Origin of the sequence: Pseudomonas kielensis, assembly GCF_014236655.1 — a bacterium.
GTDB lineage: Bacteria > Pseudomonadota > Gammaproteobacteria > Pseudomonadales > Pseudomonadaceae > Aquipseudomonas > Aquipseudomonas kielensis.
The window spans coordinates 95,968-113,443 of the sequence record NZ_JACMYG010000001.1; the positions used below are offsets into that span (position 1 = coordinate 95,968).

General features: G+C 64.3%; 12 protein-coding genes. 4 read left to right on the forward strand and 8 right to left on the reverse strand.

Annotated elements, in window-relative coordinates:
* Nucleotides 1-9: 9 nt before the first annotated feature.
* Nucleotides 10-480, reverse strand: a complete 471-nt coding sequence (locus tag H7995_RS00450; RefSeq protein ID WP_182343340.1) for a prepilin peptidase — start codon at nucleotides 478-480, stop codon at nucleotides 10-12.
* 74 nt (nucleotides 481-554) lie between these two features.
* Here H7995_RS00450 and H7995_RS00455 point away from each other — a divergent pair, with 74 nt between their 5' ends.
* Together H7995_RS00455 and H7995_RS00460 are read left to right on the forward strand one after the other, a co-directional pair.
* Nucleotides 555-1,001, forward strand: a complete 447-nt coding sequence (locus H7995_RS00455) for a TadE/TadG family type IV pilus assembly protein (protein ID WP_166590931.1) — start codon at nucleotides 555-557, stop codon at nucleotides 999-1,001.
* Nucleotides 998-3,742, forward strand: a complete 2,745-nt coding sequence (locus tag H7995_RS00460; RefSeq protein ID WP_425312215.1) for an ATP-binding protein — start codon at nucleotides 998-1,000, stop codon at nucleotides 3,740-3,742. The genes H7995_RS00455 and H7995_RS00460 overlap by 4 nt, the downstream gene beginning before the upstream one ends.
* Here H7995_RS00460 and H7995_RS00465 read toward each other — a convergent pair.
* From H7995_RS00465 to pbpC, 6 genes are all read right to left on the reverse strand, one after another.
* Nucleotides 3,739-5,685, reverse strand: a complete 1,947-nt coding sequence (locus tag H7995_RS00465; protein WP_185817813.1) for a pilus assembly protein TadG-related protein — start codon at nucleotides 5,683-5,685, stop codon at nucleotides 3,739-3,741. The two genes, H7995_RS00460 and H7995_RS00465, sit on opposite strands and share 4 nt — an antisense overlap.
* A 104-nt stretch (nucleotides 5,686-5,789) precedes the next feature.
* Entirely contained in the window at nucleotides 5,790-6,347 is a 558-nt protein-coding gene (locus tag H7995_RS00470) for a DUF4136 domain-containing protein (protein WP_166590933.1), read from the reverse strand.
* A 40-nt stretch (nucleotides 6,348-6,387) separates the two neighbouring features.
* Nucleotides 6,388-7,008 (reverse strand): DUF4136 domain-containing protein, encoded by a 621-nt coding sequence (locus H7995_RS00475; RefSeq protein ID WP_166590934.1) that lies wholly within the window; start codon nucleotides 7,006-7,008, stop codon nucleotides 6,388-6,390.
* A gap of 23 nt (nucleotides 7,009-7,031) precedes the next feature.
* Entirely contained in the window at nucleotides 7,032-7,781 is a 750-nt protein-coding gene (locus tag H7995_RS00480) for a methyltransferase domain-containing protein (protein WP_166590935.1), read from the reverse strand.
* Complete coding sequence (locus tag H7995_RS00485; protein WP_166590936.1) at nucleotides 7,781-8,083, reverse strand: MazG-like family protein; 303 nt, start codon at nucleotides 8,081-8,083, stop codon at nucleotides 7,781-7,783. Before H7995_RS00485 ends, H7995_RS00480 begins: the two co-directional genes overlap by 1 nt.
* Nucleotides 8,084-8,180: 97 nt before the next feature.
* Complete coding sequence (gene pbpC / locus H7995_RS00490; RefSeq protein WP_185817814.1) at nucleotides 8,181-10,496, reverse strand: peptidoglycan glycosyltransferase PbpC; 2,316 nt, start codon at nucleotides 10,494-10,496, stop codon at nucleotides 8,181-8,183.
* A 147-nt stretch (nucleotides 10,497-10,643) separates the two neighbouring features.
* Here pbpC and H7995_RS00495 point away from each other — a divergent pair, with 147 nt between their 5' ends.
* Nucleotides 10,644-10,937, forward strand: a complete 294-nt coding sequence (locus tag H7995_RS00495; RefSeq protein ID WP_166590938.1) for a hypothetical protein — start codon at nucleotides 10,644-10,646, stop codon at nucleotides 10,935-10,937.
* Nucleotides 10,938-11,044: 107 nt separating this feature from the next.
* On the opposite strand, the gene H7995_RS00500 is transcribed toward H7995_RS00495, so the two are convergent.
* Nucleotides 11,045-15,946, reverse strand: coding sequence for an alpha-2-macroglobulin family protein (locus H7995_RS00500; protein ID WP_182343334.1), 4,902 nt, complete (start codon nucleotides 15,944-15,946; stop codon nucleotides 11,045-11,047).
* A 178-nt stretch (nucleotides 15,947-16,124) separates the two neighbouring features.
* Between H7995_RS00500 and H7995_RS00505 the strand changes: the two genes are divergently transcribed.
* Nucleotides 16,125-17,474 (forward strand): MATE family efflux transporter, encoded by a 1,350-nt coding sequence (locus H7995_RS00505; protein WP_185817815.1) that lies wholly within the window; start codon nucleotides 16,125-16,127, stop codon nucleotides 17,472-17,474.
* Nucleotides 17,475-17,476 lie beyond the last annotated feature (2 nt).

The following is a 17,476-nucleotide window of genomic DNA, read 5'->3' on the forward strand; positions in this document are numbered from 1 at the left end:
GCGCGGAACCTATTGAATCCAGGCGATTGTCAGAAACATGCCGAGGAAAACGAAGGGGGCAAAAGGTGGGTTTTTTGACAGCTCAGGCGCAAGAAACTCAACACGCCTCCTAAGTCCTTGAGCCATAAGTGGCCACACCGTTGGCGCCAGTAACAGCCACAGGGCACTCAGCACACCAGCACCCACAAAACTGCCCAGCAAATGGACCGGCTCGGTGGCCAGGCCAATGGCCGCCATTAATTTCACGTCGCCGGCGCCCATCCGTCCCAACGCATATCCCGGCAAGGTGAACGCCACTGCCAGAAGGAAAGCCCAGCCACCCTGCTCGGCCGGTGCGCCCAGCCAGGTAGTGCCGCTCCAGAGCAGGTAGGCCAATGCCGCGGCACCCGCGCCAAGCGTCAGGCGATTGGAAATGTGCCGCTGCTGAACATCCTGTGCCGCGCACAGCGCCAGCCAGATCATCAAGACAAGACTTTGCATCTGGAAAAATCGTCCGCGTTGGCTGAATGATTCTATGCTCAAAGCACGTTGTAACAGTCAGGGTAGACGCACTCATGAAAACAGACCTGCCACACAAACAAAAAGGCGCTGTCGCCATTGAGTTCGCCTTGGTGTTCGTGATTTTTTTTGCGGTGTTCTACGCCATCGTCAGTTACAGCGTGCCGCTGTTGCTGATGCAGTCCTTCAATGAGGCCACGGCCGAGGCAGTGCGTCGTAGCGTCGCCCTGGACCCCAATACCAGCGACTATCCGAACGCCGTGGTCAACCTGGCCAACTCCGTTCTGCAGCAGCAACTGTCCTGGGTGCCCAAAGCCTTCAACCTCACCTATGGCACCGGCGGCGATGCGAAAGCGGTCTACAGCGCAGGCCAGTTGACCGCCAGCGTCAGCTACCCCACCAGCAAGCTCAACCAGGTGATTCCGTTCCTGGTGTTGCCGGGAGTGGGCACGGTGCCCAGCCTGCCGACCAGCCTGAGTGCACAGTCGAGCATTCAATTTTGAGTCCCGCTGGCAAGCTGTTCGGGCTACTGCTGCAGCGCTCTCCCGCCATGCCACTCGACACCCGTGCGCGCCCGGTCGTGCCCAGCGTGGGGCTGCAATTGCAACTGGACTCACAAGGACGCGTGCTACAGATCAGCGGCCCCGTGCGCCATTCGCTCGCCCACCCATTATCGGGCAGCACTGCCCGGCACCTGAGCGAATACCTCGTGCCGGGCAGCCGGTTAGCCGTCGAAGGCCCACCCAGCGAATGGCACGGACACAGCCTGGACCTGGACTTCACAGGTCTGGGTGCAACCACCCTGCACCTGCGCGGCTGGGCACAGCCGGCTGAGGATGGCTGGCTCCTGCAATTGCTCGACATCGGTGACTTACTGCAGGAGCGGCAACAGGCCCAGACCCGGGACACCTGCCAGGCGCTGGCCGCACGCTGCAGTGAGCAACTGCGCCTGTGCAGCCTGACGCGCCTGCCGCAGGTTTTGCGCGAACAATTGCAGGACCTGGCCCAGCATTGGCGGATCCCCTGCGTGGCCATTGCCCTGCTCGATGAGGCGCAACAGGACTGGCGGATCCACAGCCATTACCACGCCCACGATGCTCCCCGGCTCTGGCACACCGATCAGTCGCTGGGCACGGGGCTGGACAGTCTGGACGGCAGCCGTCCCCACGTTTTGCATGGCGTTCAGAGTGCCGGCCTTGATCCGCGCCTGCGGGACATCTTCGCCCATGCCGAAGGCTTGCTGGTGCCGTATCGCGACGCCCAAGGGATCGGCGCCTGGCTGCTCTGTGGTTTTTATCCGGCGGTGCAGCCTGCGCCAGCCCTCGGCGAGCGTGACTGGTTGCTGCTGCTCGCCGCGCTGGCTGGGCCGCTACTGGGGCGCTTGCGTGAACAGCAGCAACAGCAGCAACTGCAACGCCTCGACGCCCTGCAAGGGCTGCTCGGCAGCGGCTGGTGGGAACTGCACGAGGGGGTGCAACTGGCCCCGCAACTGGCCCGTAACCTGCACCTGGAACACGCGCACCTGCCTCTGAGCGAATGGCTGGCGGTGTTTCATCCGGTCGACCGCGCCGAGCTGCAGAGTCGACTGCAGGACCTGCTGCAATGCGACCGCCCCCTGCTACTCAGCGTGCGCCTGCAAGCTCGCGACGAGTGCCAGGCCCCGGTCTGGTATCGCCTGCAAGGTCAGATGTTGCAGTTGGGCGAGCAGCGCCGGCCAGTGGGTTTCATGCTCGATATCAGCGACATCAAGAATCAGCAGCAACAGGCCGCCGCCGCCCATGCCCGGCTGGATAATCTGATCGCCAGCTCACCCGCGGTGATCTACGTGCAACGCTATGAGGAAGGTGCTCTGCAGCCGTGTTTTTTCAGTGACAGCCTGCTGCCGCTGCTCGGCTGGCAACTGAGCGAACTGACGGAAACCAGCCTGATCGAGCGGATCCACCCCGACGATCGCGACCTGTACTTCGTCCGCACCCGCCAGCTGCTGCGCGAGGGCAGCGTTCGTGCGCGCTACCGCATGCGTGACCGGGCTGGCGATTACCACTGGTTACTGGATGAGGCCCGGTTGCTGCGCAATGACCTGGGTTTGCCGGTCGAGGCGGTCGGCCTGTGGCTGGACGATACCGAAGCCACCCTGGCCACCGAGCAGGTCCGCCAGAGCGAGGAGCGCTACCGGATCCTGGTTGAGGATTCGCCGGCGATGATCTGCCGTTACCGTCCCGACCTGACCCTGACCTTCGCCAACCGTCCACTGGCCAAGTACCTGGAGTACCCGCCGGAGCAACTGCCGGGCGTCGACCTGGGGAGTTGGTTGTCAGCCGAGCAGCGCGCAGCCTTCCTGCTGCGCATCCAGCAACTGACCCCGGAGTTCCCGGTCAGCACCGCCGAAATCAGCCTGCAACTGCCCGGGCGCGAACACGCCTGGTGGGTGTGGTCGGACCGCGGCGTTTTCGATGACCAGGGGCAACTGCTGGAAGTCCAGGCGGTGGGCCGCGACAACACTGAAGTACGGCGCTCCCAGCAACAGTTGATGCAGAGCGCCAAGATGGCCACCCTCGGGGAAATGGCCACGGGCCTGGCTCATGAAATCAACCAGCCGCTGAACGTCATGCGCATGGCCGTCGCCAATATGCTCAAGCGCTTGAGCAACGGCGATGTAGCGGCCGACTACCTGCAGGACAAGCTCAGTCGTATCGACACCCAGGTCCAACGCGCCGCGCGGGTGGTCGATCACATGCGGGTGTTTGGCCGGCGTTCGGAAATCGAGCAGCAGCCGTTCAATCCGACACAGGCAGTGGAAGGCACCCTGGCCCTGCTGGCCGAAGGCATGCGTGGCAAGGGCGTGGAGTTGCGCATCCATCACCTCGACATCGAGGTGCAGGTCCGCGGCCATGTCGATCAACTGGAGCAAGTGTTGATCAACCTGCTGGTCAATGCCCGCGATGCCCTGCTGAGCAAGCGTGAAGTGCAGCAGGCATTTGAACCCTGGATCACCCTGCGCGCCGAGGCCGATACGCGCGCGGTGCGCCTGTGGGTCGAAGACAACGGCGGCGGCATCGACCCGCGCCTGCTGGAGCGCATCTTCGAACCGTTCTTCACCACCAAACCGGTGGGCGTCGGCACCGGCCTGGGGTTGTCGGTGAGCTATGGCATCGTGCAGAACATGGGCGGCCAGTTGAGCGTGCACAACGCCGAGCAGGGTGCGTGCTTCTGCATTGAGCTGCCGATTGTGCCGCCGACCTAGATCACTAGGTAAGCTTTGCCCTTTTGCCCACAGGTCAGGTTGAATCCCACATCGACCTTGTTGACATCGATCCCAAGATTGAACAACAGGCTGTTCAACAGCGGGTCAACCAAAGGCGACAGCAGGCCATTAATCGCAACGGTGAGCAAATCGAAGACCTGGGTCAGCGTCGAGAGCAGTGTTCCCAGCACCAGACCAAGCAGACCGGAACTGAGCGTCACCGGATAGGATTTGAGCTTCACCCCTCCCAGCGTCCCGCTCAAGCTGCCCACCACATTGGAGACAGAAACCGAGTGCAACGGCATGGGGGCTACGTTGACGTCCTTGGGGTTGTCATAGACATAGTTGGACTCTTTGCTGCCGACCACTGACGAATCGATCATGATTTCAGCGCCGCCACCGGCAAAGCGCGTGCGCGCACCACAGGTCATGGGGGCCAGCAAGTGTCCCTGGCAGGCCAGGCTGCCAACGTCGTAGAGAGTGATCGGCGTCGGTACCGGTGACGACGCGGAGGAAAACCAGCTTGTCGGGTCGATGCGACCGACTTTGAGCTTGAGCGCGGTGACTTCCGTTGTCGCGGTCAGGCTTTTGCGAGTGGGCAGGTTACAGGCGTAGTCAGTGACATAACTGGAGCCCACGCCAGCCTCCAGCCCGACATCCAGATTGAGACCTGCCGGCAATATTTGCAGGTCCGTCTGCGTACAACTTCCGCCCAGCAGACAGCCGGGGGCCAGCAACGTGTTGATCGTAGCCACCACCGCGCTCAACAGCGAGTTGACGAGCTGCAGCACTGCGTTGATCAACGACAGATCCACCGCGACCAGTGCCCGCACTTGCGCGGTACTGACATAGATTCGATTCACTCCGAACTCGGGCGAGACCTTTGCCAGCTCGGGATCGCCAACGGCAGAAAACTGGGGCGGCTGGATCACTTTGAGCGTGGTCTTCATACCTAGCAGGCCCAGCACATTGACCGGTAGAACGGCAGTCGCCGCCGAGTTTTTGTTGGCCAACTGCACGAAAGCCTGCACCAACTGGAACAATTGCACCGCCGCATCCAGCCCGGCGGCGGTAGTACCGGTTTGCAATTGCAGAATGTCGCCCAGCTTGATCGGCGGCGCATTGATTGCCCCAACCTGCAGACTGGCCAGTGCCGCTTTGACGTCGGCCGTGGCGCCATTGATAGGTGCCACCTTTATCGCCGCCTGGATGAATTGGGTGACCGTGCCCTGCTGTTGGAGTAACGCCGTATAGTCGCCCGCAGTGACGCCCAGTTCGATCGCCAACTGATCCATGAACTTCAGCAGATTGATGTCCGTCTTGACCAGGCCATCCCAGCCCACCGCCGTCAGGTTCACGTTGCCGCCCAGCAGCGAGGAAAACAATGGATTGAGAATGTTCGACCTGGCCGTATCGACGCTGAGCAGCGTACTGCGAATGCTTAACTGCGCCAGGGTCGGCTTGGGGCTCGCCGCCACGGCAGTCGCCGTCAGAGGGGTGTTGATGCTCACCGCAGTCCCGCCAAACAAGCCTTGTAGCGCGCTCACCGCAGAGGTCGGCACGACCTGAGTGGCAACCACGCGGATGGCCGCGGACTGGCTGGCATCAACGGCAAATGTACGCAGGTTACTGGCGGCTGTGACCAGCACCCCGCAGGTAGTGGTCAGTGTGCTGGAGGGACCGACAACAAAGGCATTACGAACCGCGCTTTGTCCGGCATACGTAGCCGCCGTGAGGCCGGGCAGGCAATTACCGCGACGGCTGACAGCTTCAAGCGCAGCGCTGTCCGCCACCCGCTGCAACTTGCGCTGTTCCAGGTACAGCCGACCGCTGTCGACCACCAACAGCGCAAACAACAGCGCCAAGCCCAGGGTCATCGCCGCGACCAGGCCAATGGCCCCACGCTGGCGATCTCGACCGCGAAAGCAAGAACGAGGAGACATCGAGCACTCCTTGCTACCTCCAGTAGTGTTCGCAGTGTAGTCAACGCGCGCGCGCGGCGCTGGCAAGTTGCCAGTGCCGCTGCCAGATGGTCGGTCAGGCGTGCTTATCTAGGCGGATAGTTACTCAAAATCCGCGTCACCGTCTCGCGTATCGCATTGCTGCGATCGCTGGGATTGGGAGAGCTGCTGAGCATCTGTTCGTCACTGCCGCGCCACACCAGCTTGCCGTCCTTGCCGTCCAGCAGGTCGATCTGGATGGTTGCGACCTTGTAGCTGACATTGCGGGTTTCGTTGTACATCGGTGCGCCCCAGTAACCGTTCCAGGGGTTGCCCCAGGCGCCGCCGTAGTTGGTGGTGATCTGTTGCTGGCGCTCTTCGATGATCAGGTAGGTCTGCACATCGAGGTCACCCTTGCTGCTCCCGGTGGCCGGGCGCAGGCCGCGTTGGTCGAGCTGATCGGCCACCGCCTGGCGAATGCGTTGCTCGGTGAGGTCGCTCTTGATCCGCGGATCATCCGGGCGGTATTGCAGGGCGGGCTCTTTCCAGGTCCAGCTGTGGTAGGCGGCGAAGTCGCGGCTGGCGTCAAAGTCGTGGTTGACCTGATTGGACTGGCAAGCACTGAGCAACACAGCGCATGCCACGAATGCGAGACGGCGGAACATGGTTTATCTCCGGTTCAGACCCGTACACGAATGGGAGTCATTAAGACGGAGGATACGCCGCTACGGCCTTTTCGACAGCTTCTCTTAATGCATCACCGCGTTCGCGTTCACTGCCGTTGACGCTGGTTTCGGCGCTGGCACTCCACACCGGCTGGCCGCTGCCCGCGTCGTACAGATCGACCCGCACCACCAGCACCTGAATCTGGTAGGTGCGCACAATGGGCACCGTGTTGTACATGCCGACACCACTGCCATAGCCGTTGCCATAACGGTTGTAGCCGCCGTAGGCGCCATAACCGTAATCGTCCTGCACCTGCTGCAGGCGGGTTTCCTGGTGCAGGTCGGCACTGACCAGCAGGTCTGCCGTTTGCTGGTCGTGCAAGGGGCGCAGGCCTCGCTGGTCGAGGGCATTGCTCACGATTTCAGCGATCTGCGCCGAGTCCGCCCAGGCCGAGCCATTGGGCATCTGGCCGTCGAGCCAGGCCCAACTGCGGTAACGCGCGAAGTCTCGCGGTGCCGCGGGATAGGCGCTGCGGTCAAAGGTCTTGGCCGCTTGTGGCGGCGCCGGCGGCAAAGGCCTGGAGCTGGCGACATACGGGTTGCTGCCCTGGCAGGCACCAAGCCCCAGGCACAGGGCGATCAATCCAAGACGGCGTTTCATGATGCCCTCCACAGGTATCGGGATCAGACCGGGCGGCAGATCCAGTGCAGGTAACGTCCCAACCCGGCAAACGTCGGGTGGCGACGGTGCGCCAGTTCCATCTCCAGCAAGTCGAGCAGTTCGGCACGGGCCTGGAACTCCACGGGCATGTAGTCATGGAAAACCCGCACCCCACTCTGGGTTTCGACCGTCCACAGGCCCTGCAGTTGCGTCGCCAGTTCGCGTGGATCCAGGGGCATCTGCGGGGTCAGGCTCTGCTTCTCGCCCGCCATGTCGTTCTTGCGCATCTTGCGGAAATGACCCTTGAGCAGGTTGCGGTAAATCAGCGCGTCGCGGTTGTAGAACGCCAGCGACAACCAACCGCCCGGCACGGTCAGTTGATGCAGCACGGGGAGAATCGCATGGGGTTCGGCCAGCCACTCCAGCACCGCATGGCACAGCACCAGGTCATAGGGCTCGGTGAGCTGGCCGAGCAGTTCCTGCCAGGGCGCCTGGATAAAGGTCGCGGTTTGTCCGGCCTCGGCGAAACGCTGGCGCGCCCCCTCGAGCATCGGTTCGGCCGGCTCGGCCAGGGTCACCTGGTGGCCGCGCTCGGCCAGCCACAGCGACATGTGGCCCAGGCCCGCGCCGATGTCCAGCACCCGCAGCGGACGGTCCGGCAAGGTTTCCGCCAGGTCCGCCTGCAACACCGCGAGGCGAATCGCGCCTTTGGCACCGCCGTAGATTTTTTCCGCGAAGCGGGTCGCCAACTGATCGAAATGACGGTCGCTCATCAGCTGAACCGCCGTTCGCTGTCGGCCAGCTTGCTGCGCACCACCTGCTCCATGTCCAACCCCAATTCGCTGCACAGCAGCAGAAGATACAGCACGATATCCCCCACTTCCTGCCCGGCGTGGGCCAGGGCGTCGGGCGGCAATTGGCGCGACTGGTCTTCGCTCAGCCACTGGAAGATTTCCACCAGTTCGGCCATTTCCACACTGGCGGCCATGGCGAGGTTTTTCGGGCTATGGAATTGCCGCCAGTCATTGCGGTCGCGGATGCTGTGCAGGCGTTCGGTCAGTTCAACAAGGTTCATCGGGCTCTCCTGAAGGCGTATAGCTTCAAGCGGATGACCGCAGGAAGCAAGCTGTCGCTGCGCGACAGATCGCGAGCAAGCGGAGCGCAATGGCGGACTAATCGACAACATTGAACTCGACCCGCGCCGTCTGCCCGCCCTCATCCAGCACGCTCAACTCAACAGGTCCAAGCTGCTCGAAGGTGGCGTTGATGCTCTCCTGATTGGCGCTGTCGCCCAGCGGGGCGCCGTTGACGAACCACCAGCGCCGACCGCTGCCCCCCAATGCCGACAGCTTCAGGCGCAGCAGCTCCTGGCTGGCGGCCGGTCGCCGTAGCTGATCACCCTCACGCACGCCAACGATGGACAACGGTGAAGATGCCGCCAGCAGCGGCCCCGGGCAATCCGGGTCATTGGCCGGCAAGCGTGCTTCGCGCCGTTCGACCCGTGGCAACCAAGGCTCCAGCGGTGCCGGCCACAACGCGATGTCCCGAGCCACCGCACCAGGACACTTGGCGTCGACCCGCAGCCCACGCGCGTTAACCCAGATCTTTTCCACCAGACCCACACCCAGCGGCTGATCCATGGCTTGCAGGGTCGGCGGCGTGGTGCCGTCCAGGGTCCAGGCGAAGCGCTGGCGGCGGCAGTTGGGGTCGGTGCGGCTCATGGGCTGTCCCAGGGGCCAGCAGATCGCAGCCACCCCGACGTTCAACGGCACCGGCTGCACTGGGGCGCTGATGCCGCGCTGGCTGTCACGGTTGATCAGCACATCGTGTACCTGGAGCATCAGCGGCGCCGCCGAGGCCAGGCCAAACTGCCCGGGTACCGGAGTGCCGTCCGGGCGGCCGATCCAGATGCCGATCAGGTAACGCGGGCCGACGCCAATCGCCCAGGCATCACGAAAGCCATAACTGGTGCCGGTTTTCCAGGCCAGCAGCGGGCGCTGCACCAACTCGGCTCGCGGATCTCGGTCGGGGCGTGCCTGCCCGCTGAGAATGCGCCGCACGATCCACGCCGAACCCGGCGACAGCAGCGGCCGTTCACGCAGTTCGTCATCGGGCTGCAAGCGGATAGGGGCGCTCTTGCCGCCCCGGGCAAAGGCGCTGTAGCCGCTGACCAGGTCTTCCAGGCGGCTCCCCGCCCCGCCGAGGATCAGCGACAGGTTAGGCTCGGCCAGGGGCGGCAAGGCCAATGGCATGCCGCCGATGCGCATTTCGGCGGCAAACCGTTTCGGGCCGTAGGCTTCGAGCAACTGCACGGCCGGCAGGTTCAGTGAAGTGGACAGCGCACTGCTGGCCGGTACCGGGCCGCTGAAGCCCATGGAGAAGTTGCCCGGGCGGTAATCGCCGTAACGCCGGGGCACATCCTGCAGCAGCGACTCGGAATGGATCAGCCCGGCGTCCATGGCCATGCCATAGAGGAACGGCTTGAGTGTCGAACCCGGCGAGCGCAGGGCGCTGATCATGTCGACATGACCAAAGCGCCGGGTGTCGTTGATGTCCACCGAGCCCAGATAGGCGCGCACCGCCATGCTGTGTGCCTCGACCACCAGGATCGCCGCCGAGGTGTGCTCCGGCAAGCGCGCGCGCCAACCCAGCAACAGGTCCTCGAGACGCCGTTGCAGATTGGCGTCGAGGGTGGTGCGAATCAACGGCGGGCTGTGCGGACGGTTCAAGCGGCGCGCCAACAAGGGCGCCAGGCTGGGCTCCAGGCGGGGCGCCAGCAGCAAGGGTTCCTCCAGGGCTTCGTCGACCGCCGACTGCGGCCACACGGCAAATTCGCCGAGCCGGCGCAGCACCTTGTCCCGCGCCACTTGCGCGCGAGCCGGATGACGATCCGGACGCAAGCGACTGGGCGCTTGTGGCAACACCGCCAGCAACGCTGCTTCGGCGTGGGTCAGGTGCTGCGGTGACTTGCCCAGATAAGCCCAACTGGCGGCGGCCACGCCTTGCAAGGTGCCACCGAACGGCGCGCGGTTGAGGTACAGGTTGAGAATCTGCTCCTTGGACAAATGCCATTCCAACTGGGCCGTGCGCCACAGTTGCCGCAACTTGCCCAACAGCGTCCGCGGATGGGGGTCGAGCAGCCGCGCCACTTGCATCGACAACGTGCTGCCGCCGGACAGCACCCGTCCGCCGCTCAAGTTCTGCCACGCCGCCCGGCCCAGCGCCAGCGGGTTGACGCCCGGATGCTGGTAGAACCAGCGGTCTTCGTAGGTCAGCAGTGCGTCAAGGTAATAGGGCGAGACTTCGCTCGTCTGCACCGGGTAGCGCCACACGCCGTTGGCATCGGCGAAGCGCCACAGCGGCGTGCCGTCTTCGGCCAGCACCACCCGCGCCAGGTCGTCCTGGGGCAGGGGCAACGGCCAGAGGCGGTCGGCCAGCCACACCAGGGCCACCAGCAGCACCACGCTGCCCAGCAGCCCACGCCACACCCGCTTGCTCCACGAACTCAGGCGCCGCGTTAGTATTGGAAAAATCAAACCCGCAAACCTCTATGCTTCAAGGGAACTCACCCACAGATTCAACAGCCAAAGCTTCAACTCTGGCACCCACGCCCACTCTTTCATCAGGATGCACACATGCAGGTAGAAAGCTTTTTCGAATGGCTCGGCCAGGCGCTGGGGTCGGTCATCCGCTTCATCGTCGACCTCCTCAGTGGCTTGTTCAACACCTTGAGCCACGCTGGCGGCAACTTTGTCGAGGGGCTGTCACAGGCGTTGGGCATGGACACTTCGATCGTCAGTATCCTTGCGCTGGTGGTCGGCCTGTTGTTGCTGTACTCGGCGATCCGCGCGTTCATGCGCGCCTCGATCATCGGCGGGATCATCTGGCTGGTGCTGGGGTTGTGGGTGTTGAGTTGGGTGATTCACTGAACCCGACCCTGTAGCCGCTGCCGAAGGCTGCGCTGGGTTGCGCAGCGCCCCCCGCAGCCTCGCGGGCTCGGCAAATGCTACAGGGGTAGCCGCTGCCGAGCCTGCATTCACCGCCCCTTGATCACCATCTCCGGCACCGTCTCACCCACCGCCTGCCAGTTCGGCCGGTACATCGACTCCACTTGCGGTGGCGGTACCCGATAGGTGCCGGGCGTGACCGCCCGCGCCAGGTACAGCAGGTGCGTGGTGCCATAGCCGTCCAGGTTCAACGCTGCCACGTAACGATCGTCACGGAACTCCTGGTGCTTGAGGCTGGCGTTCTGCATCGATTCCCGCCATTGCTTGACCTTGCTGCTGGCGTTTTCCAGGCTGGCAGCGCTTTGGGCCAGATTCTGGTTCTCCAATTCCAGGCCGGCCGGCAACAAGTCCACCACCAGGGCATCCGGCACGCGCTGCTTGGCGCTGACGGCGATGTGCACCAGCACCAGGTCACCGCTGGCCAATGCCTTGAGGTCCAGCGGCTCACCATTCATGCCCAGGTACTCACGCCGAATGCTCAGGTTCTCGCCCCCTGGCGCCGGAGCCTGCTGTGGATAACCGGAAATGGTCAGCTGTTGGTAGACCGGCTCGCTGCCGGCATTGCTCAGCGTCAGCGGCGAGGCCAGCAGCGGCCCTTGCAGCTTGAGCCCGGGCTGGGCGTTGTTGAGCTCACGGGTTTGCGTGCCACTGCTCAATTGCGCAGTCCAGTTGGCTTCAGGCTTGCCCAGCAAACTGCGGCCGGCGAGGAACAGCGAGTTGCGCTCCTGGGTCGACAGGTACGGGCTGGCAGCCAACTGATCGGACAGCTCGAACAACCGCTCTTCCCGCTGCCCCTTGTCCAGGTCGTATTCCTGCAGCAGCGCCAGAATAAGCGCCTGGTCACGCAACGGGCTGCCGTAGTCGGCCAGCCAGTCGTTGGCCTTGCGTGTCGCGGCAAGTCCCGCAACCAGTGCCTGGCCCGCGCGCGGTTGATCACCCATTAACTGCAGGGCCACCGACAACTGCACCAGTGGCAACCCGGAACGGGCATCGCTGCGCCGCTCGAACAGACTGCGCAGCGCGCCCAAAGGTGCCTGTTGGCTGCGAGCCAATACCAGGCCGGCATAGGCCTGCACCGCAAAACGCGTGTGTTCGGCGTTTTCGCTGTAGTCGACTTCGATCAGGTTGCGCTCCTGCAGGTAACGCAGCAGGCGCTCGTTGGCTTTTTTCAGGGCATCGGCCGGCACGCCGAAACCCTGGTCGCGGGCGCGCAGCAGGAAGTCGGTGACGTAGGCTGTCAGCCAGTACTCCTCCTCCCCGTCGGCACCCCACAGGCCGAAGCTGCCGTTGTAGCGCTGCATGCCCAGCAAACGCTCGATACCCAGCTCGATCTTGCGCTTGCGCTCGGCCTCCGGCTCGCCTTCCAGGCCCAGGCGCTTGAGGCTCGCCGCGTCGGCATACAGCGACGGGTACAGGCCGCTGGTGGTTTGTTCGGAACAACCGTAGGGGTAAGCCTTGAGTGCTCGGATCTGCTCGCCCAGGTTCAGCGGTGGCCGACTCGAGAGGCTGAGCAAGGCCTCGCGCCCCGCCGGTTCGAACAGGGCCAGCTCGCTGTCAGGCAAGCTCCAGGGTTGCTCCTTGAGTACCGCGCGATAGTGCTTGAGCAGCGCCGGATAGGCCGGCCGCACGCCCAGGGTCCATTCCCGGGTGAACGGCGGCAGGTTCTCGCCCGGCAAGTCCAGGCCGTTGACCAGCACCTTGACCTTGCCCTGGCCAAACCCACCGAGGGCGCGCAGGGGAATCCGCAGGGTGGTGCGCTGGCCCGGGGTCAACGCCACGCTCTGGGCAGCCGTATCCACCAGGGCCAGTTGCCCCTCGGTGCTCAGCTGTACTTGCAGCGTCTGCGCCTTGCCCGAAAGGTTCGACAGGTCCAGCGCCAGGCTGGTCTGGTCGCCGCCGGCGAGGAAGCGTGGCGCCGAGAGTTCGGCGATCAGTGGCGCGGCGATGACCGTCTTGGCTTCGGCCATGCCGTAACGATCGTCGGTCCAGGCCTGGGCCATCAAGCGCAGTTCGCCGTTGAAGTCCGGAATTTCGACGCTGACCTGGCCTTCGCCCTGCTCGTTCAAGGTGACTGGCGCACTCTGCAGGGCGACGATGGTCACGCTGGTGTCCGGGCGCTTGCCGCCCTTGGCCAGCGCCGCATCACCCCCAAAGGCCAGGCTGGCCAGACGGCCTTGGCCGGCTTCGATCAACTGCCCGTAGACGTCCAGTTGATCAGCACCGTAGGCCTTGCGCCCAAACAGGCTGGAGTAGGGATCCGGGGTCGGGTATTCAGTGATATTGAGAATGCCGACATCCACCGCCGCCAACAGCACGTGGACCTGTTTGGGCACGCTGCCGTCGGCATTCCTGGCCTGGATCTTCACGCTCAGCGGTTGTTTGGGGCGCATTTTTTCCGGTGCGCTCAGGCTCAGGCCGAGCTTGCGCTGGGTCCGGTCCAGCGGCAGGTGCAGCACGCCGACCGCACGTTTGGGGGTGACATTGGCCTTGCGCTCGCCGGGACGAATCACCAGCGCACTGACATACAGATCGTGCCGCGACCATTTCGGATCAAGCTTCACGGCAAAACTTTTGCCCTCGGCCGGCACCTCGATTGCCTGCCACCACAGCGGGCCATCGGCCGATTCCACCAGCAGGTAGCCATTGCCGGCCGCCGGTGGCGTCACCGTGACCGTGGCCGTGTCGCCATCGGCATAGGCCGGTTTATCCAGCGCCAGTTTCACCTGGTCCGGACGCACCGCTCCGCCTTCGGCGTTGTCCTGGGCACGGTAGCCGGCCCAGAAGCGCAGGCTGCTGGTAACCCCGGTCTGCGGGTCTTCGACCTCTACCCGATAAGGGCCCCACTCCACCGGGAAGCTGACCTTGGCGGTGTCACCGGCCTTGATGCTCAGGGTCTCTTCGGCAAGGGTGAGGAACTTCTCGTTGAAGTGATAGCTCCAGCCATCGTTGTCGGAGTAGTTCCAGTAGTAGTCACGGCGCTCACGAATCAGGCGCACCTTGAGGTTGTCGGCTGCCAGCTTCTGGCCCTGGTTGTTGGCCATCAACAGTTCGAACTCGACCGGACCATCGCCGTCGGTTTCCTCGCCATCGAACAAGGCCCGCAGCCCCGGCATGCGCTCGGCCGGCCACACCGGTTGCACCACGCGCCGGGTAATCGGCCGACCACCGGACTCCTGCAGGCTGGCCTGGACGATCAGTTGCAGCGGTGACTTGGCTTCAGCCCATTTGCTGTCGAGGGAGATCAGCACTTCGCCGTCTTCGTCCAGCGCGGCTTCCTCCAACTCCAGGTCCTGGCTCAACTCCTCTTCGGTCACCGAGCCGAACTGATAACCCGGCAGGCTCTTGACCGCCTCACGCAGGGGCCGCACATAAACCTGGCCACTCAAGCGATTGCCCGCGGCCGGCGCGCCGTAGAGATAACGACCATTGACGCTGATTTGCGCGGTGTCGCCCGGTTTGATCGGTTGGTCGCTGCCCTTGAGTTCGAGGGCGAGGCGTTCGGGCAGGAAGTCTTCGACAAGAAATTCGTAGAGCTGTGGCTTGCCGTCGCCCAGGTCGAATACCAACTGCCAGCGGCCGGTCGGTGCTTCGCCGGCCAGTTGCAGCTGATATTGATACAGGCCTGAGGCGTCGGCGTCCCAGACGAACTTGCGACTGACCTGCTCGTCCGGGCGCCGCACTTCGACACTCACCGGCTGCGGCTTGACCGCGTTGCCGTCGGCGTCGCGCAGCAGGGCGTTGAGCAGCACGGTCTCGCCGGGGCGGTAGAGGTCACGCGGGCCAAATACGAAGAACTGCAACGGATGGGACTGGGGGCCGCCGATATTGAACTCGGCCAGGTCCAGCGCCGCACTGTTGAGCCGCAGCAGGCTGGTCTGCTGGCCCTGGTGGGCGAGGAGCACTTCGGCTTTTTTCGGCAGCGGCAATTGCGCATGGCCGCCCTGCCCGGTCTTGCCCTGGCCGACCACGCGACCGTCGCTGTCGAGCAGTTCCAGGCTGACATCGTCCAGCGCCTTGCCGCCTTCCAGGGCTTGAGTGAACACGTCCAGGCGGTTCTGGTAGCGGTGCACCGAGAGCCCGATGTCGCTGAGGGTGAACAGGGTCGCCGGTTGCGAGTAGTTGTAAGTGCCCGAGGCGCGCATTACTGCCAGGTACACGCCCGGTTGTTGCAGGGGCTTGAGGCCGGCGATCGGCAACAGCAGGGTTTCGCGGGTGTTGCGCGCCGGGTTCAGGTCAAAGCGGCCGCCATAGACCAGCTCGGCCATGGGCAGCAGTTCACGGGATTCATAGCTTTGCAGGCTGTTGTTGCGCCCCCATTGGGCAAGGAACGCCGGCAGCGATTCGGATTTGATCCGGAAGAATTCGACGTCGACCTTGTCGACATTCAGGGCAATCACCGGCAGGCCTTCGGCCAGGCGCGTGGGCAGCAGACTGCCACGGCTGGCAAACCCGACAGTCGCTTGCAGGTCGCGGGTTTCCAGGCGGCTGACGTATTCGCCAGCCAGCTTGGCGTCGTTGACCGCCAGCAGTCCGGCATCCACCGTCAGCACCAGCTTGCGCTGCGGCTCAAGGTGACGCAGGCGCAGTTCCATCAGGTTGTCGGAGAGCTCCCAGGCGCCATCGACCTTGCCGCTTTTGCTGTCGACCAGGTGCAGCTTGTCAGCGAATTTCTGCTGGGGGTCCAGGGGCACCGAGAAGCTCACCGACAGGGTGCTGGCACCGTCGAGCTGGATTTCCGAGACATCCACCACGCTCAACTCTCGGCCGGCGTAGCGCTGCTTCAGCGCCGCGAGGTCCTGCCCGGTGTGCGCCTTGGTGGTGCTGACCGTGGCCGCCGGTGCGGAACTGGCCGGGGGTTGGCCAGGGGTCGATGAATCGCAGGCGCTGAGCAGGGTCAGCGCAGCGGCCAGAAACAATCCTTTGTTAAGCATGGGGCACTCGTGGGCAGGAGTATCGAAGGGTTGAACTATAGCCCAAGCGTTTGCCGGGCTGGAGTGATTGACCAACGGTTGGATGTTTGGTTCGCTGGCCGGGAGCCGACCGCAACGGATCCCGAAGCACCGCCCCCGCCGATCTGCCGCTACAATGCCGCTCTCCCAAGGAGCCTGCATGTCCACCCTGATCAACGACTGGCGCGACCGCCCGACCCACCGCCGTGTCTGGGCGCTCGCCGCGCCGATGATTCTCTCCAACCTTTCGGTGCCGCTGGTGGCGCTGGTCGACAGTACCGTGATCGGCCACCTGCCCCATGCCCACCAACTGGGCGCCGTGGCCGTCGGTGCCAGCCTGTACACCTTCCTGGCCTGGGCCATGGGTTTTCTGCGCATGGGCTCCACCGGGTTCGCCGCCCAGGCCGCCGGACGCGGGGACGGCGCAGCCTTGCGCCAGGTCCTGCTGCAGGGCCTGCTGCTGGCGCTGGGGCTGGCCGTGCTGCTGGGCAGCCTGGGGGTGCCACTGAGTGGCGTGGCGCTGCACTTCATGCAGCCTTCGGCGGAACTCGAACACCTGACCCGGGAATTTTTCCACACCCGGCTGTTTGGCTTGCCCGCGGCCCTGGCCAGCTATGCGCTGGTCGGCTGGTTTCTCGGCACCCAGAACGCCCGCGCACCGCTGGCGATTCTGCTGACCACCAACCTGGTGAACATCGCCCTCAACCTGTGGTTCGTCATCGGCCTGGAGTGGGGTGTGGTCGGCTCGGCCCGGGCGTCGGTGATCGCCGAGTGGACCGGCGCCCTGCTCGGCCTGGCCATGACCCGCAGCGCCCTGCGCGCGTATCCCGGGCACATGGCCTGGGCGGCCCTGGCGATCTGGCAGAGCTGGCGGCCGCTGCTGGCGGTCAACCGGGATATCTTCATTCGCAGCCTGGCGCTGCAGTCGGTGTTTTTCATGATCACGGTGCAGGGCGCCCGGCTCGGCGATGCGACGGTGGCGGCCAATGCCCTGTTGCTCAATGGCCTGCTGTTGACGGCCCACGCCCTCGATGGCCTGGCGCATGCCGTGGAGGCGCTGTGTGGCCACGCCATCGGCGCCCGTGATCGCCAGGCCCTGCGCCGCTCGCTGGTGGTCGCTTGCGGTTGGTCGCTGATCGCCAGCACCGGTTTCGCCCTGTTGTTTCTGTGTGCCGGGCACCTGTTCATTGAAATGCAGACTGACATCCAGAGCGTGCGCGACACCGCTTTCAGCTACTTGCCCTACCTGGCCGCCCTGCCCCTGATTGCGGTCTGGAGCTACCTGCTCGACGGCCTGTTCATCGGCGCCACCCGTGCGCGGGAAATGCGCAACGGCATGCTGTTGAGCGTGGTCATCGTCCTGCCGTTCGCCTGGGCCCTGCAGGGCCTGGGCAACCATGGCCTGTGGCTGACATTCCTGCTGTTCATGTTGCTGCGCAGCCTGACCCTGGGCGTATTCGCCTGGCACCTGCGCAACAAGGACCAGTGGTTTAACGGCCACACGCCGTGAAC